Origin of the sequence: Peteryoungia algae, assembly GCF_030369675.1 — a bacterium.
Classification (GTDB): Bacteria; Pseudomonadota; Alphaproteobacteria; order Rhizobiales; family Rhizobiaceae; genus Allorhizobium; species Allorhizobium algae.
Genome location: NZ_CP128477.1, coordinates 3,541,141 through 3,564,223 on the forward strand (window position 1 = coordinate 3,541,141; position 23,083 = coordinate 3,564,223).

Annotated in this window: 16 protein-coding genes and 1 pseudogene; 8 read left to right on the forward strand and 9 right to left on the reverse strand. The window is 60.0% G+C overall.

Going from position 1 to position 23,083, the window contains the following annotated elements:
* Positions 1 to 4: 4 nt before the first annotated feature.
* Entirely contained in the window at positions 5 to 703 is a 699-nt protein-coding gene (locus tag QTL56_RS16835) for a class I SAM-dependent methyltransferase (protein ID WP_245134280.1), read from the reverse strand.
* Positions 700 to 1,692, reverse strand: a complete 993-nt coding sequence (locus tag QTL56_RS16840) for a glycosyltransferase (RefSeq protein ID WP_245134281.1) — start codon at positions 1,690 to 1,692, stop codon at positions 700 to 702. Before QTL56_RS16840 ends, QTL56_RS16835 begins: the two co-directional genes overlap by 4 nt.
* A 161-nt stretch (positions 1,693 to 1,853) precedes the next feature.
* On the opposite strand from QTL56_RS16840, the gene QTL56_RS16845 reads away from it, so the two are divergent.
* The 7 genes from QTL56_RS16845 (at position 1,854) to QTL56_RS16875 (ending at position 7,737) form a co-directional block, all read left to right on the forward strand.
* The gene (locus tag QTL56_RS16845; protein WP_245134284.1) at positions 1,854 to 3,689 is read left to right on the forward strand and encodes a hypothetical protein; all 1,836 of its coding nucleotides are present in this window, start codon (positions 1,854 to 1,856) and stop codon (positions 3,687 to 3,689) included.
* Positions 3,690 to 3,755: 66 nt separating this feature from the next.
* The gene (gene xseA / locus QTL56_RS16850) at positions 3,756 to 5,366 is read left to right on the forward strand and encodes an exodeoxyribonuclease VII large subunit (RefSeq protein WP_245134286.1); all 1,611 of its coding nucleotides are present in this window, start codon (positions 3,756 to 3,758) and stop codon (positions 5,364 to 5,366) included.
* Positions 5,366 to 5,965: an NAD(P)H-dependent oxidoreductase gene (locus QTL56_RS16855; protein ID WP_245134288.1), complete on the forward strand. Its 600-nt coding sequence runs from the start codon at positions 5,366 to 5,368 to the stop codon at positions 5,963 to 5,965. The genes xseA and QTL56_RS16855 overlap by 1 nt, the downstream gene beginning before the upstream one ends.
* Positions 5,966 to 6,210: 245 nt before the next feature.
* Positions 6,211 to 6,420, forward strand: a complete 210-nt coding sequence (locus QTL56_RS16860; RefSeq protein WP_006725042.1) for a cold-shock protein — start codon at positions 6,211 to 6,213, stop codon at positions 6,418 to 6,420.
* Positions 6,421 to 6,553: 133 nt separating this feature from the next.
* Positions 6,554 to 6,775: a hypothetical protein gene (locus QTL56_RS16865; protein WP_136556934.1), complete on the forward strand. Its 222-nt coding sequence runs from the start codon at positions 6,554 to 6,556 to the stop codon at positions 6,773 to 6,775.
* A 25-nt stretch (positions 6,776 to 6,800) separates the two neighbouring features.
* Positions 6,801 to 7,181 carry a DUF6481 family protein gene (locus QTL56_RS16870; protein WP_229573524.1) on the forward strand — a complete coding sequence of 127 codons (381 nt, stop codon included), beginning with the start codon at positions 6,801 to 6,803 and terminating at the stop codon, positions 7,179 to 7,181.
* A gap of 202 nt (positions 7,182 to 7,383) precedes the next feature.
* Positions 7,384 to 7,737 carry a hypothetical protein gene (locus tag QTL56_RS16875; RefSeq protein ID WP_245134289.1) on the forward strand — a complete coding sequence of 118 codons (354 nt, stop codon included), beginning with the start codon at positions 7,384 to 7,386 and terminating at the stop codon, positions 7,735 to 7,737.
* Between the two features lie 79 nt (positions 7,738 to 7,816).
* Here the strand turns inward: QTL56_RS16875 and QTL56_RS16880 are convergent, their stop codons facing one another.
* The 3 genes and pseudogenes from QTL56_RS16880 to QTL56_RS16890 all read right to left on the reverse strand — a co-directional run bounded on the left by QTL56_RS16880 (position 7,817) and on the right by QTL56_RS16890 (position 9,967).
* Positions 7,817 to 9,067 (reverse strand): aminopeptidase, encoded by a 1,251-nt coding sequence (locus QTL56_RS16880; protein ID WP_245134291.1) that lies wholly within the window; start codon positions 9,065 to 9,067, stop codon positions 7,817 to 7,819.
* Between the two features lie 74 nt (positions 9,068 to 9,141).
* Positions 9,142 to 9,615 (reverse strand): annotated as a pseudogene (gene ybaK / locus QTL56_RS16885) (Cys-tRNA(Pro) deacylase).
* A gap of 4 nt (positions 9,616 to 9,619) precedes the next feature.
* Positions 9,620 to 9,967 carry an ArsC family reductase gene (locus tag QTL56_RS16890; protein WP_229573520.1) on the reverse strand — a complete coding sequence of 116 codons (348 nt, stop codon included), beginning with the start codon at positions 9,965 to 9,967 and terminating at the stop codon, positions 9,620 to 9,622.
* Between the two features lie 175 nt (positions 9,968 to 10,142).
* Here QTL56_RS16890 and QTL56_RS16895 point away from each other — a divergent pair, with 175 nt between their 5' ends.
* Positions 10,143 to 10,706, forward strand: coding sequence for a methylated-DNA--[protein]-cysteine S-methyltransferase (locus QTL56_RS16895; protein WP_245135469.1), 564 nt, complete (start codon positions 10,143 to 10,145; stop codon positions 10,704 to 10,706).
* A gap of 736 nt (positions 10,707 to 11,442) precedes the next feature.
* Here QTL56_RS16895 and brxL read toward each other — a convergent pair.
* The 4 genes from brxL to brxC form a co-directional block, all read right to left on the reverse strand.
* The gene (brxL, locus tag QTL56_RS16900; RefSeq protein WP_289393306.1) at positions 11,443 to 13,467 is read right to left on the reverse strand and encodes a BREX system Lon protease-like protein BrxL; all 2,025 of its coding nucleotides are present in this window, start codon (positions 13,465 to 13,467) and stop codon (positions 11,443 to 11,445) included.
* 70 nt (positions 13,468 to 13,537) lie between these two features.
* Positions 13,538 to 16,045, reverse strand: coding sequence for a BREX-1 system phosphatase PglZ type A (pglZ, locus tag QTL56_RS16905; protein WP_245134295.1), 2,508 nt, complete (start codon positions 16,043 to 16,045; stop codon positions 13,538 to 13,540).
* The gene (gene pglX, locus QTL56_RS16910) at positions 16,038 to 19,547 is read right to left on the reverse strand and encodes a BREX-1 system adenine-specific DNA-methyltransferase PglX (protein WP_245134297.1); all 3,510 of its coding nucleotides are present in this window, start codon (positions 19,545 to 19,547) and stop codon (positions 16,038 to 16,040) included. Before pglX ends, pglZ begins: the two co-directional genes overlap by 8 nt.
* Positions 19,547 to 23,080: a BREX system P-loop protein BrxC gene (gene brxC / locus QTL56_RS16915; RefSeq protein ID WP_245134299.1), complete on the reverse strand. Its 3,534-nt coding sequence runs from the start codon at positions 23,078 to 23,080 to the stop codon at positions 19,547 to 19,549. The genes pglX and brxC overlap by 1 nt, the downstream gene beginning before the upstream one ends.
* Between the last annotated feature and the right edge of the window lie 3 nt (positions 23,081 to 23,083).

The following is a 23,083-nucleotide window of genomic DNA, read 5'->3' on the forward strand; positions in this document are numbered from 1 at the left end:
ATGCTCAGTCCTCGCGATTTTCCATGTAGAAGATGTCACGACCGATATCGACGCAGGTGTATTGCGGCGGGACAGGGTGCATGGCGCGAAGGAAAGAGTGCGTGTAGGGGAAAAAATTGAAGTGTGGGTTGAAGCTGTAGCGGGCCTCGCGTTCACGCGGCACCACGATGATCACGCGCTTACGGGCGATACGCCGCAGCTCGGCGATTGCGCGCTGGTATTCCAGAACATGTTCAATGACATGCGTGCAGATGACCGTATCGAACTCTGCATCCGCAAAGGGAAGATCCTCGATCTTGGCCGCCACATATTCGACGCCCGGCAAGGCGGCAGCGTCATCAATGACGAAGTCGACTCCGGTGACCCGGGACAGATGCGGGTGGCGCTCACGGATACGCGTGAGAAGCGCGCCCGTGCCACAGCCGATGTCGCACACGCTGTCGCCCTCGACCCCTTCTACGATCCGCTCGATGCAGGCTTCCGAATTGTCCGTGCCGGCATGGACCCGTGGGTGCTTGCGATAAAGATCGGCATAGGCCTCTTCCGTCAGAAAGGGCGCCCGAGCGCGAAACTCGGCCAGATCTGAAATGTGCTTGCCCCATACAAGCTGGGCCAGCCAGAGGAACAGCCTGGAATCACGCAGGATCGGCGGGAGGATGTCTTCAATGACGAAGCGGATCCGGTTGGTGGTCTCGCGCCTCATGCGGCATCTCTTTCCTGTGCATCCCCTTCGGCCGCTTCAGACCGGTGCCGCGAACGGATGGAGGGCAGGGAAAGATAGTGTAGTCGAAGAAGTTCGTTGCGCCCCTGTGCAACCGAATCCAGGATGACCCCGCCGGCAAAGGACACAAAGCTCAGGCCAACGAGGCATAGCGACAGGACCCATGTGGGCATCCGGGGTACGAGGCCCGTCTGGAAATACTCCACGACAACAGGCGCGGCAAAAAGAATGCCGAGAGCCAGAAAAGCCACAGCGATCAGTGCAAAGAATGCGAAGGGCCGCGTCTCCTTCATAAGAAGTGCGAACATGCGAAGAATTTTGAAGCCGTCTCGAAATGTCGAGAGTTTTGACTCTGAGCCGGCCGGACGACGCCCGTAGTCGAGTTCGAGTTCGATGACCGGCAGACGCAGCCGTGAAGCGTGGACGGACATTTCGGTTTCGATTTCAAAGCCGCCTGAAATCGCCGGAAAGCTCTTCACATAGCGGCGCGAGAACGCGCGGTAGCCTGAGAGAATGTCGGTGAAGTCGTTGCCGAACAGCAGACGGTAGAGCTGGTTGAACAGCCGGTTGCCGAAGGCATGACCCTGGCGTCCGGCATCATCATGTACGCCGCGTCGGGTGCCGACCACCATATCGGCGCGCTCGGTAATGAGCGTGCGGATCAGTTCCTCTGCATCGGCAGGGCCATAGGTCCCGTCGCCATCGGCCATGATGTAGATGTCGGCATCGATATCGCAGAACATGCGCCGCACGACATGGCCCTTGCCCTGGCGGCGTTCACGCACGACGGTCGCGCCGGCAAGCATGGCCTTCAGCGCCGTGCCGTCGGTTGAATTGTTGTCATAGACATAGATCTTTGCCTCGGGCAGGGCCGCGCGAAAATCGCTGACGACCTCGCCGATCGTCGCGGCCTCGTTGTAGCAGGGCAGGAGTACGGCGATATCGAGATGGGAACTGGCCTGACGGCTCATGGCGGACCTGCTGGATCGTCTGGAGGACAGGCAGCCTGCGGCCACCTTGGCTTTACTATTTCTTGAGAAGGTTAAGGCTAGGTTTCGGCCAGGATCAGTCTTTGAATTTTGGCCTGTCGGTTCGGTTTGCGCGCCCGACGGGCCTGGAGGTTTGACGAAGCATGGCCGACATTACCCTGCCGGAGGCGTCAAAGTTCTCCCGCCCGCGTCCGCTCGTCATCTGGGTTCTTGTCTATGGCCTCGTCACCACGGCCATGCTGATGCTGCTCAACCTGCCGGCGGCAAGCGACTATGTTGGCGCCGATAATGATGACGTCATGCGCCTCGTCCAGGTGCGGGATCTGCTCGCCGGCCAATCCTGGTTCGACCTGACGCAATACAGGCTTGGGCTTGATGGCGGCACGCTGATGCACTGGTCGCGCCTGATCGATCTGCCGATCGCGCTCCTGATCAGCCTCTTCTCGCCTATCCTGCCTCTGGAACAGGCCGAAGCCCTGGCGCTGCTTGTCTGGCCCCTCCTCCTGACCCTGCCGCTGCTGGCGGCCATGGCTGTTGCCGCGCGTCGCATGGGCGATGACGTCGCCATGCACATCGCGCTGATGCTGACCTCTGTCTTCGTGGTCACCAGCAACCGGTTTCTGCCCGGCTCCATTGACCATCACAATGTCCAGCTGGTTCTGGTCGCAACGATCGCCGCCGGCCTGCTCGACCCGTCCCGCGGTGCGTCCGGTCACGCCCTGGCCGGCCTGGCGGCTGCCATGGCAATTGCAATCGGCGCCGAAACGACCCCTCTGATTGCCGTGGCCTGCGCTACAGTCGGCATTCTCTGGGCGGTGGAAGGTCCGGCCTACGCACGAGCGGCGCGCGCCTTTTCGCTGACCTTGCTGATCAGCCTTTCCGCACTTTTCTTCGCGACCGTTCCCCCGGCACAGTATGACGTCGTCACCTGCGACAGTCTCTCGCTCGGCTTTTATGCCGTGGTCGGCATCGGCTCCGCAGCACTCTTCATCGCGACCCAGCTGCCCGGCATGCAGGACGTCCGGTTGCGGGTCCTGGCGATCGCCGTGACCGGCGTGCTCGTGGGCATCGGTGCGGTGACCATCGCTCCACAATGCCTCCAAAATCCGCTGGACGAGCTCGACCCGCTCCTCCAGTCGCTCTGGCTCTCCGGCGTGGTCGAGGCACAGTCCGTACTGGCCCAGGCCGAAAAGGACCCCTCGGCCTTTGGCGCTTTCTATGCTGTCGGCTTTTTCGCCATCTGCGTCTGCCTCTTCCGAATCGTCAATGCCGATCGTCCTCGCGCCCACGCGATCATTCTGGCGCTCGTCGGGGTCTGTTTTGCCATTGCGCTCGTCCAGGTGCGAGGAGCGATCTTTGCCAATCTGCTGGCCATCCCGCCACTCGCCCTGCTCATCGCCGAGCTCCGGCGCAAGGCCCGCAACGCGCCTGATCAGCTGGGCATCGGTCTGCTTTTCGCGCTGACTGCGTTTCTCTCGGTGCCCAGCGCCTGGGCCCTGTTCGGGGTGCTGGCCGTCGAGGGTACGGCGGGTGTCACCAACCGGATGAAATTTATGGCGGGCGGCTCTGCCGCGACGTCGAGCGAAGGCGGCCCGACCTGCGAAGCCCCGGCAGGTTTCGCCGCGCTTGCCGGCCTGCCCAAAGGCACCGTGGCGGCGGCATCCGACTTCGGTCCTGAAATTCTTCGCTTCACGCATCATAGAACCTTGTCCGGGCCCTATCACCGCAACCAGGGTGGCATGCTGACCGAAATCCACATCGGTCTCGCCGAACCCGAAGAGGCCGCCGCCTTCCTGCGCGGTTCGGGCGTCGACTATCTCGTCTTCTGCCCGACATTTGCCCAGACCCAGGTCATGGCCGCAATGAAGACGGACGGACTTTATGCGCAGCTGCTGGCTGGAAAAGTGCCCGGCTATCTGCGACCGGTCCCGATCGGTGGCCCCTCGGGCCTGCAGATCTACCGTGTCGAGCTTCCTTGACGGAAAGCACGGGATCTCCCGCGCGAGCGGGCTGATCTGCCCGAAGTTTTCCGCTAGGAAAGGAGCATGAGCAATTTCTTCGACAGCGATTCGCCGACGAACCTCACCGAGTTCTCCGTTTCGGAACTTTCGGGCTCGATCAAGCGCACCATCGAAACCTCATTCGATCATGTTCGCGTGCGCGGTGAAATCTCCGGCTATCGTGGGCCGCATTCCTCGGGTCATGCCTATTTCTCGTTGAAAGACGACAAGGCCCGCATCGATGCGGTGGTCTGGAAGGGCTCCTTCTCAAAGCTGAAATATCGGCCGGAAGAGGGCATGGAAGTGATTGCCACTGGTAAGGTGACGACCTTCCCCGGTTCTTCGAAATACCAGATCGTCATCGAACAGTTGGAGCCGGCCGGTGCCGGTGCCCTGATGGCCCTGATCGAGGAGCGCAAGCGGCGCTTCACGGCGGAAGGTCTGTTTGATCCCGCACGCAAGCAGCTCTTGCCCTTCCTGCCGAAGGTGATCGGCGTGGTGACGTCACCGACCGGGGCCGTCATCCGCGACATCCTGCACCGGATTTCGGATCGCTTCCCCGTCCATGTTCTCGTCTGGCCAGTCAAGGTTCAGGGTGAGGGCTCCGGCGACGAGGTGGCGAATGCCATCCATGGCTTCAATGCCTTCGAGCCTGGTGGGCCGATCCCGCGGCCGGACGTGCTGATCGTGGCGCGCGGCGGCGGCAGCCTCGAAGATCTCTGGAGCTTCAACGACGAGGCGGTGGTACGGGCGGCGGCGGCCAGCGCAATCCCGCTGATCTCGGCTGTCGGCCACGAGACCGATTGGACGCTGATCGACTATGCCGCCGATATGCGCGCGCCGACGCCGACAGGCGCTGCCGAAATGGCCGTGCCTGTGAAGGCCGATCTGGAGGCTCAGGTGGCGACGCTTTCCGCACGGCTTTCGGGCTCGATGAACCGGCAGATGGACACTCGCCGTCAGAACCTGCGCAGTCTGGTGCGGGCATTGCCCTCGCTTGACCAGTTGCTGGCGCTGCCGCGCCGCCGCTTCGATGAGGCCGCTGCCGGCCTCGGGCGAAGTCTCGAACTCAATACAATGAACAAGCGCCGCAGTTTCGAGCGCGCGGCGTCCAAGCTGTCGCCCGACATGCTCGTTCGCCGGCTGATCGAGCGTAAGCAGAAGCTATCTGAAAGCGCGGTGCGTGCCGAACGTGTCATCGAGCGTCTGATCGAGCGCAACAAGGCGCGTCTCGGGCGATTTGACGCGACGCTGACGGCGGTTCCGGGGCGCCTGAAGGCGATGACGGAGCGTTCCAGGGACCGGCTGGAAAGCCTCGGCCGTCGGGCCGATAGTGCCGTCGTCAATGACCTGCGCCGCGCCCGCCAGGCACTGGTCTCGCAGGATCGCGTCCTCCAGTCTCTCTCCTACAAGAATGTGCTCGCCCGCGGATATGCCGTGATCCGCGACGAGAATGACCGCCCGGTCTCGCGTGCGGATGGACTGTCGCATGGTCAGGCAATCGCGATCGAATTCGCTGATGGCCGGGTGGCCGCGATGGCCGGCGAAGGGGTGGGGCCGCCGGAACCATCGGCTCCGCAGCCGGCGCGCGCCGCGTCCGTGTCGAGAGCCGTCCGCAAGAGCGAGCCGCCGGCGGGGCAGGGCAGCCTCTTCTGATGGCCGCCCGGCATTTCCTCGTCGTTCTGGCCCATCCGCTGCCGGAAAGCTTCGCGGCCTCCGCCGCCCGGCTTGTCGTCGAAACGCTGCAGGCGAAAGGCTACACGGTCGACCTGCTCGATCTCTATGCCGAGGATTTCGACCCACGCCTGACAGCGGCTGAACGCGCCGCCTACATGGAGCCGAACTGTCAGCCGACCGAGGCCTCGGTCCTCGTGCAGCGGCTGAAAGCGGCAGACGGTCTCGTCCTCGTCTTTCCGCAATGGTGGTTCAATCTTCCGGCGATCATGAAGGGTTTCATTGACCGCGTATTCGTGCCGGGCATCGCCTTCGAGCACGACAAGGCGGGTGGTCGGATCGTTCCGCTGATGACCCATATCCGCACGTTCTGGGTGGTCACGTCGACCGGCTCCCCCTGGTGGGTGGTCCATCTCTACATGGGCAATCCGGTGAAGCGCATCCTGAAGCGCGGCGTGGCGGCTTTCTGCGCCAAGAGCGTCGATTTCCGCATGCTCGAGATCCACGACATGGACCGCGCGACGGAGGCAAAACGGGAGACTTTCCTGGCGAAGGTCAGGGCTGCCTTTGCCAGCATTTAGGGCGGCAAGGACGCCGTGGGTTGCAATATCCAGATTTACACCTTTGATTGAGGAGCCCCCGGAGCGAAAAACCGATGGTTGACTTTCACTAGGATAGCCTCTATCTATCCGGTATCGATTGTTGCTTGCTAAGCTTTGGTTATCGCGCGGAACAGCCCGCGCCCTGTCGAACCTTCCTTTCAAAAATCGTTACCTCCACAGCGCATCCGCGCTGCGGCACTCTATGCGCTATGAAAGGGTTCATCATGACCACTGGCACAGTAAAATGGTTCAATTCCACCAAGGGCTTCGGCTTCATTCAGCCTGACAATGGCGGCCCGGACGCCTTCGTTCACATCTCGGCCGTTGAACGGTCCGGCATGCGCGAAATCGTCGAAGGTCAGAAGCTGGCTTACGACATGGAGCGCGACAACAAGTCGGGCAAGATGTCGGCTTGCAACCTGCAGGCCGCCTAATAGATCCGGGATCCGCTTTCCTTTGACCACGGATGTACTGGCACTGTCGAAAGCACGATCCCACGGAAGGTCAGGCGGTTTGCCTGGCCTTTTTTTATTGCTCCAGCGGGCAAGCCTCCTGAAAGGAGACGACATGACCGAGCAACTCACCAAGTCGCGCCAGACTGCAGAAATCGCCTTTGCGAAGACACAGTCCCAGTTTCTCGCTCGCGGTCGCGCGATCGAAGAGCAGGACGCGATTACCTCGGCGCGCGATGAAAAGACCATCCGCCTGCGCGAGGCGCGCCTGACGCGCGAACGCGAAGCACGCGAAAGCGCAACGGCCGCACTGGTCGCCAAGCGCGCGCGAACCTGACCACAATTCAAAGATCGGAGTACCGATGAAATTCAGTAGAGATCATGGCCTGGCCGAACGCCGCACGACAGCAACCGACGCCAAGGCAGCTTTGCTTGAGGCCTATAAGGCGGCCCATGCCGCAGCCGACCCCGAACGCGAGGCCCGCATGGCCGAGCGCGCTGCCCGCGCTGAAGAACGCGAAAGGCGCCATGCCGAACGCGACCGCCTGAAGGCCGAGGAAAAAATCCGTGCCGAACAGGAAGCCCGCGAACGCGAAGAAGCCTTGATTGCCGAGGCCAACGCCGAGAAGGACGCCCGCGAACAGGCTGAAGCTTCGCGCATCAGCCGCGTTGTCGAAGACGAAGCCGCCCGCAAGGCCGAACGCGACCGTCGCTACGCCGCCCGCAAGGCGCGCCAGAGCTGATCGCCAGCCATTGGATGAGAGCCATGCGCCTCATCCGTGAAGACAGGCCACCGCAACAGCCGGTGGCCGTTACCACATGAAAATAGATTGCGCACAATCGATCAACCTCATGTGATGATACTGGACAACTATCTTCATCGTCGCCACATCTGCGCCAGAAGCCGGATGTGCTCCCAAGCATCCGGTCAAACGGAGCATGACCATGATGAAGAAACTCGTTCTTGCCGCAGCCCTTGCTGCGGCCACTGTCGGCGGCGTTTCAGCCCAGGCCGCGACCTATGTCGAAGCCGGCGGCTGGACACCCCGCGATATCCTCTTCGGCAAGCAGTATAACGGCAATGTCACCGCGATCCGTGTCGATCGTGGCAGCTTCGAACGCCATACCTACCCGCAGCAGGCCATCTACCCGACCGGCAACAGTCTGGCACTTGCCCAGGCTGTGGTGGCCGAAGATCCGAGCCTGTCGGCCGCCCTCGAAGTCCGCGGCATCGCCCCGCACAATGTGCTCTGGGTGCAGACGGCGTTCAATGGCGGCAAGATCGTCTACTACCGCTGAGCGATCCGGAGCGCTGAAACAAAACCCCGCCCTGGCAGCAGGACGGGGTTTTCTGTTTGTCGGGGATGCAAGGAAGGCGTCAGGCCCATTCGCCACGGCGCATGACCGGCACCTTGGAGCCGTCGGCGAGTATACCGTCGATGTCCACCTTGTCCGAGCCAATCATCCAGTCGATATGGATCAGCGAGGAATTGCCGCCTTGCGCCTTGATCTGATCCTGGCTGAGCGAGGCGCCGTCGAGGAAGCACTTCGAATAGCATTGGCCAAGCGCGATGTGGCAGGAGGCGTTCTCGTCGAACAGCGTGTTGTAGAACAAGACCCCGGACGCTGAGATCGGCGAGGAATGCGGCACCAGCGCCACTTCGCCCAGCCGCCGCGCGCCTTCGTCGGTGTCGAGCACCTTGTTGAGCACGGCCTCGCCCTTCGAGGCCTTTGCCTCTACAATTCGTCCGCCTTCGAACCGCACCTGGATGTCGTCGATCAGCGTGCCCTGGTGGCTGAGTGGCTTGGTCGAGGAGACATGGCCCTCCACCTTCAGCGCATGCGGCGTGGTGAAGACCTCCTCCGTCGGAATGTTCGGGTTGCAGGTCACGCCGTTCTTCGCCGTCGAGGCGCCGCCATGCCATTCATGGCCGTCCGCAAGGCCGACCGTCAGGTCGGTGCCGGGACCGGTAAAGTGAAGAGCTGCAAAGCGCTCGCCGTTCAGCCAGGTCGACCGCGTCCTCAGTTCGGCATTATGCGCTGCCCAGGCGGCGATCGGATCGTCGCGATCGACGCGGGACGCAGCGAAGATCGCGTCCGCCAGCTTGCGCACGGCCTCCTCGATCGGCATGTCGGGGAAGACGAGCTTTGCCCAGGACGGGTTCGGATAGGAGCAGATATTCCAGTTGATGTCGAAATTGGAGATATGCTCCAGCGCCGGCTTGTAGGCGATCGAGGTCGCCTTGTTGGCGCGGCCGACCTTGGCAGGGTCTTCCTGCGACAGAAGCAGCGGATTGTCGCCGGCAATCGCAAGACGCGCCGCACCGTTCTCATAGGCCTTGGCCATACCGTCATAGAGCCAGTTCGGCGCGCGGTCGAAGCTTTCGTCATGTCCATGGCGATAACGCGCGAGGGTTGTCTCTTCGTCCGAATAGAAGGTCGTGACCGTCGCGGCGCCCGCCTGGTAGGCATGCGCCGTGATCAGCCGCACCAGCGGCAGGGCGACAAGCGGGGCCGTCAGCACCAGATCCTGGCCCTCTTGCAACTGCAGTCCGACCTTGATCGCCACCGCGGCGAGCTTGTCGAGTTTTTGCGGGTCGATGGAGGCGGAGAGATCGGGGAGGGTCATGGGGGCATTCCTGTGGTGAAGATGTCAGTCAGACTTAAGCGCAAATATGGTGAAGTCCAGACCGCCGGCAAAGGTCAGGCCACCAGCGGTGCTGCAATTGCGCCCAGCGCGGCAAGCGCATCCCTCGGCGAGAGCCGCACCTGCAACCCGCGCTGCCCGCCATTCATTTAGACCAGCGCCTCATCCATGGCGGATGTCTCGATGGCCGTCGGCACCAGTTTCTTCTGACCGAAGGGGCTGATGCCGCCAACGACGAACCCGGTGAGCTTTTCGGCATTGGCTGGCTTCATCATCGCCGCCGACTTGCCACCAAACGCGCTCGCCAGCTTCTTCATTGACACCTCCTTGTCGGAGGGCACCACGACGCAGACCGGCTTGCCGTCGAGTTCGGCCATCAACGTCTTCAATACGCGCGATGGATGTTCGCCGATCGCCTCTGCCGCCTGCAGACCGATGCGCTCGGCATTCGGGTCGTAGTCATAGGTCGCGGTGGTGTAGGTCACGCCGGCCTTGTCGAGAAATTGCGTGGCGCGAGTGGTCTTCGCCATGGGCTCAGCCCTTGAAGGTCTGCTGATAGGTTTCGGGCTTGAAGCCGACGACGAGCGCGCCATCCACGTCGAGCACAGGTCGCTTGATCATCGACGGCTGCTCCAGCATCAGCGTCTTGGCCTTCTGCGCATCGAGACCTTCCTTCTTGTCGTCGTCGAGCTTCTTGAAGGTCGTACCGGCCTTGTTGAGCAGCACTTCCCAGCCGACCTTGCCGATCCAACCGTCGAGCGTCGACGCGTCGATGCCCTTGGCCTTGTAGTCGTGGAAGTCATGCGCCACGCCTTGGCTCTCGAGCCAGGTGCGCGCCTTCTTCATCGTGTCGCAGTTCTTGATGCCGTAGATGGTGGTCATGCCGCATGTCTCCTGTTCCGTGCTCGACGGATAGCAACAGGCAAGCGCGCCTGGCAAGCCGGAGCGCAATTTGGCGTCGGCAGAAAACGGGTTGATCGCGGCCTGGAAGATCGCCATTTTGAGGCATTGCGCCTGCAGGGACATTCGGCAGCCTCACGTCATCAGCGGAATGCAAATCATGTCGACCACGCATCACTATGCAGTCTTCGAAACGGCCAGGGGCTTTTGCGCCATGGCATGGGCCGGGAATGGCATTGCCGGCTTCCGCCTGCCGGGGGAGGCCGCAGAGGAGACCCGAGGCGCCATGCGGCGGCGTCTTCCCTCAGCGATTGAGGCAGAGCCATCGGTCTGGATCGGGCAGGTGATCGAGCGCGTCAGGACGTATTTCGTCGGAGATGAAGCCGATTTCTCCGATCTGGTTCTCGACCTTTCGGGCCAGACGGATCTCTATCGGCGGATCTACGACGCCACCCGTCGTCTTGGCTGGGGCAAAGCCACGACCTATGGCGCGCTTGCCGGTGAGCTCGATCTCGGCCCGGCCGGCGCCTGGACCATCGGTCAGGCCATGGCGAAGAACCCGATCCCGCTGATCCTCCCCTGTCATCGTGTGCTCGCCGCTGGCGGAAAGCTCGGGGGCTTCTCCGCACCGGGCGGCACAGTGTCCAAGCAACGCATGCTGGAGCTGGAAGGTCTGCCCTCGGTAGAGGCGTCACCCGCGCAACAGTCCTTCGACTTCTGAGTGCAAGGCACAAAAAAACGGAGGGCAATGACCCTCCGTTTCATTCGTTCATCACGACTAAGGCGCTGACCTCATTCCCACTCTAATATTTTTTCCACCATAAGTAATTGATTTTCCTGCAGGAAATCTTCTTTTCCGGCCTCAGCGCCGTGACCGAGGCCGTCAAATAGCTATCCTTTTGATTTTCCTCGGTTTTTTTGGAATCTCGGGAAGAAAAAAATTCTGTGAACTATCGGCGTCTATCGGTCGTCTGGCACCGAGGCATGCATCTCAGACCTCGAAGCTCCTGCCCCGATAAAGTACCGTCAAAACCGGCGAAATCAATACGCCCACCTCAATGCTCACTGGGATGGCGGGTTGGCCCTGGCGATTGTGGGAGCCGCAGGCATCAAGACCCCGCACTTCGGGTCGGCAACGGTGGTTCTTCGTCCGGCGTCCCGTCGCCGGCTGATAGTGCCCATCTGAAAACAGAGGCTCGTCTGAGCCGATCGGGATGTCCGCAATGTTGAACATCCGACACGGCAGCTTCACAACCGCGAAAGCGGGATAACGGACAATCGAATGCCTCAGTGTTGGGTGAGAGACCGACACACTGTGAACGTTCGGCCGCAGATTTTTTTCTGGCTGTGGATGGCCCGCTATTTCGTTACCACTGGATATCTAACCGCTCGGAGAATCCACGGTTTTAATTTCAGCTGGCAGAAAGCCGGTCCGGCACCAATTCCACTCAGCTGGTTCAAGCCTTTGAGATCTCTACGTAAGTCAGATAAAAACTGCGGATCATGCGATGTTCTTGCATCCGCTCACCTAACGAAAAACCGTTCATCTTCCGGGGGGTCGGCTGGAAAATATCCAGCCCACGATCCAGAACCATCTTCCATCCGGTGTCGGTCGTGATGTCGCGGGCATGGAGCGTTCCACTCCCATCAAACGCCCAGGTGAAATCAACGCCCGTGCCTGTACAGGCCTCGGCAATCCCGTCCAGGCATTCCCGCTGCTCTTGAACGTTCCCATCGTCGGGAGCGGTGACGAGATGCACTGCGACCTGATCCTCGGGCTGTTTGCGCCGAATCAGCATCTCGATCAGTTCCATTACGTTGCGCGCCTGATGGAACTTCCGGATATAAGGATCGGTGATAATGATCCTGGTCGCACCATCCGTCCACGGACCAAAAATCTTGTCGAAACTGATGCCCTTGCGGTTTTCAGCAAAAACGACATGTCCAGGCATGGGAACAGACGCCGAGGCGACGGCAACAACGGGTGTTTCAGAAGTGGCTGGCGTTGAGGACCGATGCGCGGCATCCGGCGTGGTCGCAGATTGCCCCCTACTGTCATCCCCACCGCCAGTCGATCGCCGATGGTAGAACTGGGGAAACTCCTCTTCCTCCAGGGTGGTGACAGCGCGCTTTGAGCCATCCGAGGCGATGTAATGGAAGTCCGCGTCCTCGAACGTGCTGTCGATCCGCAGGAGCTGGTCCTTCACCCGCTTGCGGCATTCAATCGCAAACCGCAGCAGCTCTTCAACTTCGGCTTCTGTCTCGCCACCATTCGGGAAGATCAGCTTCAGCAAGCCTGACATGGTTTTGTTGATCGCCGCACGATCTCGGATGTGGGTCTGAACGGGAACGGTGAAGAACCGATCCGGCCGGTGCGAGAAGTCCTCGGCACGCAGATGTCGCAGGATTTCGGCCAGATAGTCGACGATGAATCCATAGCCCGATGTGAACATCTCGCCCCGGATGATATCGACCTCCCATCCGGGCAAATAGGCGTGCAACCGATCGATAAAGGCGCTGTCGTGAAACTGCCGCGGCAGAGCCTCGAACAGGTCGGTATTTTTCAGCATCCATGGGACATTATGGTCGGTGTTGCCGACGAAGGCGAAGCTGGCCTCGGCGCCCATCGGATTTACACCGCGCGAAAACTGCTTGTTCGCCATGTAGTTCTTCATGATGTCGACGAGCGCTTTGTTGGCCGTCTTCTCACGACCTGCAAACTCATCAAAGGCCACGACGTCCCAATAGCCGACCAACCCAATCCGCCCATTGGAGTTGTTCACAAAAAGCTTGGGAACCGTGACTTCGCCGCCAGAGATCAGCTGGCCATGGGGCGAAAACTCGGAATAGATATGCGACTTGCCCGTTCCCTTGGGACCAAGCTCGATGAGGTTGTAGTTGCGCTCCACGAAGGGAATCAGGCGCAGCAACTGCAAAAGCTTTGACCTGCGCCCGAACAGGGATGGATCAAAGCCGATGCTCTGCATCAACAGATCGATCCATTCCTCGGTGGTGAACTTGTCACGCGTTTCGCGATAGCCGTCATAGTCGACGCGGGCGATCTGGATCGGCTTCAGCGTGTCGATGATCCAGGGGGAAATCCGGCTGTCTTCCGAAAACTCGTACTGCACATCGGCGATGCACCAGATACCCGTTACCAGCAGTTTTGGATGCGCCTTGACCGTGGCGCTGTCGATCGCGACCCGCTTGATCCCGAGGTTTTCGAACACCGCCTCATATGAATCCGTCTTTTCGTTCAGGGCCACACTGACCTGATCGATGACCTTGTAGCGGCCGCGCTCCTTGATCGTCGACTGGACCAGTCCCGCTTCGGAACGGTGGACGTAGTGCTTGCGCAGGATATCCTTGACCGTCTCGATGCCTGTCGCAATCGAGGCCTCGTCATCGGTCGCGCAATATTGGCCGAGCAGGTATTCAAGCACATAGGTGGGGACAATGGCGTTACCCTTCACGGTCTTCACCAGGTCCTTGCGGACCACGAAACCGGCAAAATGCTCGTTGATCTTGTCATCAAAGGTCGACATCGGCACCTCAGAAATCGAAATCTGTGCTGATCCCGCGTTTCAGCAGAAGCGGCTGTGACGCGTGATCTTCGAAATGGCTGGTCTTGCCGATGCGTGTTCGCAGCTTCAGAAAGACTGTCTGATTATTATAGGCGTCTGCCGCCTTAGATAGCAGGAAGCCCCGCGATAGCTCACGCTCGCGCGGGTTCTCGGACGCGAAATCGAATTCCAGCTCGGCTTCGTCTGAGATGAGAGCCCCATCATCGGCAAAGATTGCTGTATGCACCTGCCGGGGCTGCTGCTTGTCGGTAACTGGCTCTGCCTGATAGAAGGTGACCTGGATCTGGCCCGTGGTGATCTGGGCACGAGCCGGCGGAATGATCTGCACCGACACTTGCCCGACATCCTCCTTGCGCTGCTTGCCCACACGCAGAACCGGCAGGACGATCTCCTGCAGGCTTGCGCCGCCGTGGACAAAGCGGCTGCCTGATCCCTTCACGCGCAGGCGGTTGATCGAGTTCGGGATCAGGACGTCCTGATCGCCCTCTAGGCCAAGCTGCGAGGCCGTGAACTTCTTCATGCCGCCACTGCTGCTGAGGCCGCGACCGATCACATAGCGCCGGTTGCGTGTAACGATGTCGCCTTCCGGCTCGCTCAGCGCAAAGCCGCTTTCTTCCAACGCCTTATGCTGCCACAGGAACCCGTGATCGGCGGTGATCAGGATGTTCGAGAAATTGGCCGAGGTCAGCTTGCGCACAAGCTTCACCAGATCCTCGATGGCGGTCTCTGCCGCTGCGGGAACATTCTCCTCGGTCGCGAGCTTGTCTCCGATTGCGTCAATCTGATTGTGGTAGAGATAGAGGATGTCATGATCCCGGAAGAGGTCTTTGCCCTCTGACGATCCAAAATTCATGAAATCCTTCGCCGCCAGAACCTTTACCCGGTCTCGAGCCCTGCCAGAGGCCAGCGCCTTCTCACGGGCCGCAGCGCCCATGGTGCTTTCACCGTCCAGCAGCACCAAATCATTGTCATCGCGGATAGCCAGTTGGCGGTGTGGCAAGAGCGCCGCCATGCCCAGTTGGGTATAGCTCGGCAAAGCCCCGATCATCGGCTTCAGATCAGCATCGAACCGGTTGAGTTTGCGGATCTCGCGCAGCGCCTCATCGGCAACCTCATAGCGCAGCGCATCCGAGATGATGACGACGACCTTCTGGTCTTTGCGCCTGAACTCCGCGGCCTGTTCCCGGTAGAAATCCACCTGACGTCGAAAGCCCGGAATTGCCCAGTCCGTCAGGCGCGCAACCTGATCCTGCCAGGCATCGTTCAGCTTCAGAACGAAGTTCGTGGTGTAACGATTTTCGACTGCCTCATAGAGCGCGGATAGCAGCCCGGACTGCCCGCTTTGCTGCATGTGATAGATGAACTTGCGATAAAGCTGGTCCAGCCGAAACCAGCTTGCGGAATAGCGCTTCACGCCATCAGACAGGCTGGTCATTGTCAGGTCGGCTTCGGCCAGCGCCTGCTGGAATTCGGTCGCATAGCCAATGGCCTGATAGACATCAGCGTAACGGCTATACCAATGGCTCTGGCGGCGGTCGCGCACCCATTTCAGTACATCTGTCGCTGGCAGACTCTGCTGGGCCAGCCCCTCAACGATGGCGACAACGATCCGCCGGTCCACTTCCTCGAAATGGTCATATGGGATCAGGGCGCGGAAATCGCGTGAGGCCAGATCGTCCCTGATCTTCAGCACATCCTGATAGTCGCCCGACAGCTTCTCGAACGCCTCACCCCACCGGCGCGAGGCGCTCCAGCGGCGGAACATCAGCGCGGCATCGGTATTCAGCGACGCGGTCTCCCCCATGGCTCGCGCCCAGGCGCTGGAAAACAGCGTGATGGAGAAATCCTGAAAATCCGGCTCGGCAGCCGAATAGCCATAGCGCGTCGAAACCTCTTTCCAGAAGAACTCCGCCAGTCCGAACCGGTCGATGAGCCGCAGTGCATCATCCTGGCCGTCCGCCAGTTCGGCCAGCAACGCCTCGACCACCGTATCGAGATCACCATCCGCACCAGCGCAGACCGCCAGCATCTTGCGGCGAACATCGTTGGCGCTCTGCGATGGGCGTTCGCGTTCGATCGCGCGCAACGCTTCCAGCCGCTTGCCGGAACGGTAGAATTCGGCGTGATCGCGCACGGCGGCTTCATATTTCGCGGGGATGCCGAGATCCGCCACCCAGATCGCCGCCTGGTCGGCGCGGAACACAGCGCTCGCCAGTTGCACATCCAGCAACCAGTTTTCAGGCATCGGCGGCTCGGGGCCGTCCTTGTAAAGCAGGAATCGCGCCTTCGGCTCCTGCCGCAGCATGCGGTATTTCAGGCCGAATTCATTGTTGGCGATCTCCACCTTGGTGACGCCGGGGAGGTTCACCGCATCGAACGCCCCGCGCAGATCGCGGGCGGCGTCATACCAGAAGACGATGCGGTGACCCTTATCCTCGTAGAGGCGCATCAGGCCGGCGGTGATACGGTCAGTCATCCGCAGCCTCCAGCCCCTTGATCGGCTTCAGCGCGCCGGCGAACAGTGGATAGTTGCACTTCACCCCGTCATCCAGATCGATGGCGATCTTCTGCTGCGCCATAGGGTAGACGACTTCGCGCTCCCATTCGGTCAGCTCGGCGATCTGCTTGATGACCGTAGCCGTTTCCTTCTGCGCCCTTGTTTGCTGGGCGGGCGTAGCGGCAGGATCGACGGCCAGCTTTTCCAGCCGCGCGCGCTCAACTTCCAGCTTGTGGATGAACTCGCGCACATACTGGTTCAGCACGACCGAGACCGTGTCGGGCCGGTAGCGGTGCATATAGATCAGCGCGTTGAAGCTGCCCTTGGGGCTGGAGAACATCCAGTAGATCGGGCGCTTCTTGTAGCGGCGCACATGGTAGTCGAAGAAATCCTTCGTGAACCAGCGGCGCAGATCCTTGCCGAGCGCCTTTTCGACGAAGGCGAGGTTTTCACGGAACTTCGCCTCGCCAAAGGTGACGCGCAGGAAATCACGGGCGCGGGTGACGATGTCGTCGGCGAACCAGTCGGCATCGAGCACCGGGATGACATTGTCGCGGTCGGGAGCGAAGCTCGGTTCTGGCACACGGGTCAGATAGTCCTCGATCCCCTCGCCCTGATTGGCGAGGATCAGGCCCGGCGCGTCGCGGCTATAGCGCCCGAAAATGCAGCCCACGGCATAGTGAAGGAATTCGGCCACCGTATCCTGCAACAGCCGTGCCTCGCGGTCCTCTTCCAATCCCTTCACGCCATAGCGATAGGCCGGGTTACAGGTGAGGGTGATTTCCTCGATCGGCACCTCAGGGGTCAGTTCATCCTTCAAGCCGTAGGCGTCGATGAAGATGCGGTTGTTTTCTTCCTCGAGCCGCTGCATCTCGTCGGTCACACCCTGCCAATGGGCACGAAGGCGGGCATAGCTGGCCTCCAGCGTCTCGGCCCGGTGGTCGGGGGAGAGCAGCGGAAGCGTGGTGAAATCCCAAGAGGTTTCGTAAGCATCCCAGTCGGATTTGGCTATTTCAACAGCCCGGTGCGCGACATTGAGCTTTTCAGCTTCGATGTGGATGATAGGGAGTTTCCCGATCGCTCCTTCGCTGTAATCGACGGTAGGGGAAAGCGCCGAGATCAGCTTATCGACTACAGACGTGTTGAGAAATCCCAAGACATTTTTGGCTTCGGCGAGATCTTTGATCGGAGAGGAAGACCCTTTGCTTTCAAAGGCAAAATGTCTGGGGAGAAGTCTTGCGGAAAAAGATCCGATAGTCAGGCTTGACCATGTTACGCCCCCAACGAAAAAGAATTGCGTATTCTGCGGGCGCGATCTCAACTTCCCGTTTTCATCAAAGAAATTCCGAATTTCATGGCCGTCGCTCTCCCAGTTCACCAGGTAGTCGCAGTTGCCATACCAACGGCGGAAAGCGCCACCTTTCGTACAGGGGAACCATCTCGCATTGTCCTTCTGCGCTTCATGCCTTGCTTCTGTCAGAGCAGATTTTTCGGACGCGACTTCGTGCCAGAACCTAAGGAATCTCTCGTTGTCGCCAGTTTTGATACCTTGACGTGGGCGGGCAATTTTCGACAGCGCTGTTCCAGTGGAGAACGCTTGAATTGCCTTTTCGCTGAGCCAGTATGCAATTGGGGTATCGGGAATATTCCTGAGAGAGTTTTGGCGAACACCGTGAGAGCCAAAGGACCGGTTTTGGAAGAGCTTCTCAATTTCTGAGTTGGTTCGGACGATAGAGAATTTCTCGAACAGCCGGCGTGCTATGAATGTAGCGTCCCCACATGCAACACGATTGTCCACGACAAAAGCCACGGCGCCGAAATCAGCCCCAAACACTCCACGCCCAAGATGAATTAGAGAATGGACTGTCTGCAGTGCGAGTATTCGTGCCCTCAATTCTTTGTAAGAGCTCAGGAACATCCATGATGGAAGGTTGATCATCCCCCACGTCCCTGATGGCACGTTGAGCAAACGACAACGATCCATAAAAGCTGTCATCAGGTCGGAGCAGCTTTCCTCGAAGAAGTCCTCCAGCCAAGATGCAAGTGACTGGTTCAACCCTTTGACGCCTGCATACGGCGGGTTGGCCACCACCACGTGATACTTGGGCGACAGCGCCTCGGCCATGCGCAGCACGGCTACGACCCGCTCCTGCACCTCCTTCAGCAGCAGGTCGGAACCGAAATCCCTCGCCTCGACCGCCCGCAGCGTCTCGGCCGGGTCGCGCAGCTTCGGCACGATCAGCGAGCCGAAGTTCTTGGCTTGCTCGAACTGCTCCAGCGTCCCGCGCAACTCATCTGTAAACAGGTCTTTGCCCACCACGGCGGCGACGTCCTGCATCTCGGCGGGCGTGAAGCGCACATCCTGCAGAACGACGATGTCGGGCTTCGCCTCCATCCGCAGGAATCGCCGCCGCCCCAGTTTTGCCGCCGCCTTCATCGACAGCGCAAAAGCTGCCAAGGCGCCTGCGCGATCGTCAATCTCGATGCCGGTCAGGTTGTGCTTCAGGATCAGGCCGGGGATTTCGGCCGCGTCATGGCCTTCCTCGGCATAGATTTCATAGAGCAGGTCAAACGCATAGGTCAGCATATGGCCCGAGCCGCAGGCCGGATCGCAGATGCGGATATCCTCGGGCTGGGCGATCTTCAGGAAATCCGTCTCGGGCTCTTCGGGTGCGATGTAATAATCCATTTTGGCCGCCAGCTTCGATTGCGGACGGTTTAGCAGCCACAGCCGCCCAAGCGAGTTTTCCACCAGATAGCGGACGATCCAGTGAGGGGTGAACAGCTGCGTCGCGGCGGGGATGTTCTCGGCTGTGATCTTCTGATTCTTCTTCAGGCCGGCAAAGACATGATCCTTCTTTTCGCTGATGTAGAACTGGTAAAGCCAGCCGATGATCTCGACATCCTGGCAGGCATCCTGGGTCATCACCTCACGCAGACGGGCAAGGATACTGTCCGGCGACAGTAGATCTTCCGGCATCAGCAGTTCGGTATAGTCCTCGGCCCGGTCGAGCATATCGGCACGCTCAAACATATAGGGCATCGCCCCGTGCCATTCGTTGCAGGCATGGATCAGCAGAAGCCGATAAGCCTCCGCCTGCCCGTCATGGGCAGGGCGAGTACCGTTCAGATATTCTGCGATCTCGGGCCGGGCACGATCCGGCAGGTTGCCCGCCATCGCCTCGGCCAAAATCTCGGGCCGGGTGGCGCCATCGGCAGGCGACACCACGCGCGGGTTGGTCAGGCCCGTCACATCCATAAAGCGCAAAGCGGTGAAGCGGTTGAACCATGTGTAGGCCGCGTGCTCGATCACCTGGCCACGGTTGCTGTTGGCCGCAGCTTCCAGCTTGGCAATCGCCTTGGGATGTGCGCGGCGAGCCGCTGCGCCCTCGGCCAGCACCATGGTCAGCCGGGCAGTGACTTGATCAATCAACAGGTTTCGCGCGCTTTGCGCAAATTTCTTCAGTCCGTTGGTATCCATCAGACAATCACTTTCTTGCCCGCGCCGATCTCGGCCAGCAGGGTCTTTTTCATCTCATCAAGGTACTGGGTCACATCGTCCTCATCTTCGAGATAGGTTTTCGCGAAGCGGACGGTGATCGACTGCGCCTTGATATATTGGGGCTTTGCCGATGCCGGAGGCACATATGGCGCTGGCTGAGGTTCTGCTACGCCACCGGCAGGTTGGGGCTGTGGCGCGGGAGCTGGCGCCGGTGCAGGCATCAGTTCGGCAATCCGCGTCAGCGTGTCGGCCAAAAGGTTGGAACGCACCTCTGTCGCCCGATGGCGCAAGGCCGGGATCAGGGTTTGCGAGGCAACACTGGCTTTCTGCGAGGCAAGCTCATCGCGGATACGCGTCTGCTGCTCTGGCGGTAGCGCACGGAATTCCGAAGTCTGGATGGTTTTCTCGGCCACCTCTTCAATCGCCGCGATGACGGCGTTGCGTTCGGCCAGAACCGTTTGTTCGATGCGCTCCTTCAGGGCGTAGAAATCCGTCTTCAGTTCCTGAATCGCGGTGCCCTTGAAGCACTGCGGATCGCCCAGAGCCTGACGTATCGTATCTGCGGCAGAATCTTGGGCAAAGGTTACGTTCTGATCCTGTGCCGTCAGGAATGCACGGACTTCATCATAGATGCCCTTCTGCGGTCCGGACATGAAACTGCGGACCTTGTCGAGGATATCCTCCTTCGCATCCAGCAGCTGATCCTCGTGCCCTGCCGGGCCGGAAATGAACCATGTCGCCGGCTGATCGCGCATGCTGTCGAGCAGAGTCCGCAAGGTGTCGAGGGCGGCAATGAAGGGGTAGCCAGCCGACTGTCGACCAAGACCTTCCAACTCGCTGGTGAGCTTGCGCAACTGGGCCTGCCATTCCGCCCCCAAACTGCGTGCGTCATTGCCAGAGGCGGGCAGATCGAACAGTGCCTGAAACAGCTCCCGCGATTTGCGGATCTGGCCCGCGGTAAACTCGATCTGCGGGGAGAGCAGAATATTGCCAAGGACATGGCTGTTGCGCAGCCCTTGCACCAGCGCATCCCCTTCCAGCAGAGCACTGTCAGCCCGAGCCTCGAGCTTGCCGCGCGCGACCAGGCTCGCAGTCAGGCACAGCACCGCAATGGGAGGCCAGCCATAAGGTTTGGCGCCAAACTTCTCGACCAAAGCTTTGACCGAGACGCGCGTCCCAAGACGCATCTGGGCCTGAACATGATTTAGCGCGTCTTGCTCAGCTTCGGTCAGACCGCTGCCTTCGCCGCCGAACAGGCCGCCATCGACACGGCGCCCAAGATCGGCTTCGGTATAAGTAGCGCCACGCAGGACAGGCAGGCTGGTATAGACCTTGTCGACCAGGACCTGGAAACCTTTAATCAGCCGTTCCTGCGGATCCTCTCCGCCGATTTCCAGCTCGGCCCCGCGCACGAACAGCCGCGCATCTGCGATGAGACCGCGTAAGCGTTGCACCAGCTCCTTTTCGCGACGCGTATTCTGGTCACGCTTTTCCGCAATGATGCGATCACGACCGAGCTGGGCATCCCCGCTGGCGACTTGGCGGGCAAATTTTACGGTCTGGAGCCAGAGGACGAGATCGCGCGTGAAGCGCACATCACGCCCCAGCAGGACAACCATCTCATCGCTTGCCATGCTGTTCGAACGAACCACATCCGGCGTGTCGGAATCGTCGCTGAAGGGCGAGACGATATTCACCGAAAGCTCATGCTCCCGGTTCAGGCTGTGCCCGTCGAGCTTGCGGGTGAAGGCATAGTCCACGCCCGTGCCGGCATGCTTGATCTTGCCGTGACGGAGGATCGCGCCGAATGCCAGTTCATCGAGTTGCCGCTCAATCTCGGCGGGATCAACGGCGATTGCCTTGATCTCGGCTTCGACGTCCTTTTCCTCATTGGTGAGGAATTCATAGACTTCGCCATTACGCTGGATCAGCGTCTGGCGCTCTAGCAACGACAAAGCCTCTTCGATATTGCGGCGCTGCTTGGTCTGGTCCGCCTCGAACCGGGACAACAGGAGGATCGATATGTTGCGGGCAGTCGGCTTGAATTCCTTGACGTATTTCACGAGGAACAGCACTTTCAGAACCCGAACGGCAAAATCATCGCCAAGGTTCTTTTCAGCCAGCTGGATCGACTGCTGAACCGATGATTTCAGGGCGGCACGAATCCCCCCGAACATCAGGTCGAAGGTCGCCAGCCCCCCGACTGGCGTATCCGCCAGCTTTTTAGCCACCTCCTGAAACACCCCCAGCATAGAGCGTTCGCCGACCGAACTGTGCTTGCCCTCGAACGCGTTATGTTGCGAGAGGCCCATGATCGCGCGCTGGAACAGATCATACTGGTAGTTCGGGAACGGATAGCTCGCGACGAACTGCTCCTTTCCGGAGAAGTTCCTGAACTTGAACGAATTATCGCCGAAATCGAACAAAGTACGCAGGTTGTTCTCCTCAGCATCATAAAGATTGCCAAGGGTGATCTGGCCAGCCTCGGTCTTGGCCAAAAGGCGACGCTGGATGACCTCAGCCACATCCTGTGAGTTCAACGGTATCCGGTTCGCAAAGCGCGCCTGGATTTTCGAGAAGTCATTCTCCTGCTGTGCCGTCAGATCGCCGATGACTGAACCCATGTCCTGCTGGGCGGTGACAACAATCCAGGCCTGTCCCTTGCACTTCGTGTTCAGGCTTTCGGCAATGGTTTGCAGGTTCGTCATCAGTTTGACGCTGTCAGCGATGTACTGCCCAACTTCATCAACGAAGAAGTTCAGCCTGAATTTCGGCCCCTGCGCATTGATCCACGATTTGACCATATTGGCAAAATCTTCGATCGAGACCTTCGTATCTTTGCGGTAATGGCCAAGAACATCCTTGACCTCATCGCCTGTGACCTCCGTGAAGGCTGCGGCAATGTGCTTGCCTTCCATCAGAGCCTGTTCGCGCCCGCGCTCCCAAGGCTTGCCGGAAGACCGCGCAAAGGCCGCCTTGAAGGCATCAAGTTTGCCACGGCTGTCCAGATCACGCTCGAACTGTGCGATATGCGGGAGCTTGCCGTAGTAGCCGCACATCTCGTCAAAGACCTTCTGGAAGACGGCCAGAAGCGCATCGGTATCCGTCTTCGTGATCACATCCGCCTTCTGGTCGATATTGAACAAGACCGATCGGGACGGAATCGACACTGCCTTGCGCAAGCCCCCGGCCAGCATCGGGTTGCCCACGAGCTTTCGCTCAAAGATTTCGATGGCGCGCTGCCCCTCGATCTCGTCGTTCTCCAGCAATAGAGCGAGCATCTTCAGCAGGTGAGACTTACCTGACCCGAAAAAGCCCGAGATCCAAACGCCATTCGCGGTATCGTAATTGTTGTAGGCGTCGAGGAATTGCTCCAGCCGGGCGCCGATCTCATTGGTGATCACATATTCATCAAGCTCTATCAGGAGGCTGGCCTTGTCGTCAGCCTTGATCACCCCATCGATCGAACGGTCGACCGGCTTGGCAAAGATATCACGTAGAAGAGTAGCCATCGG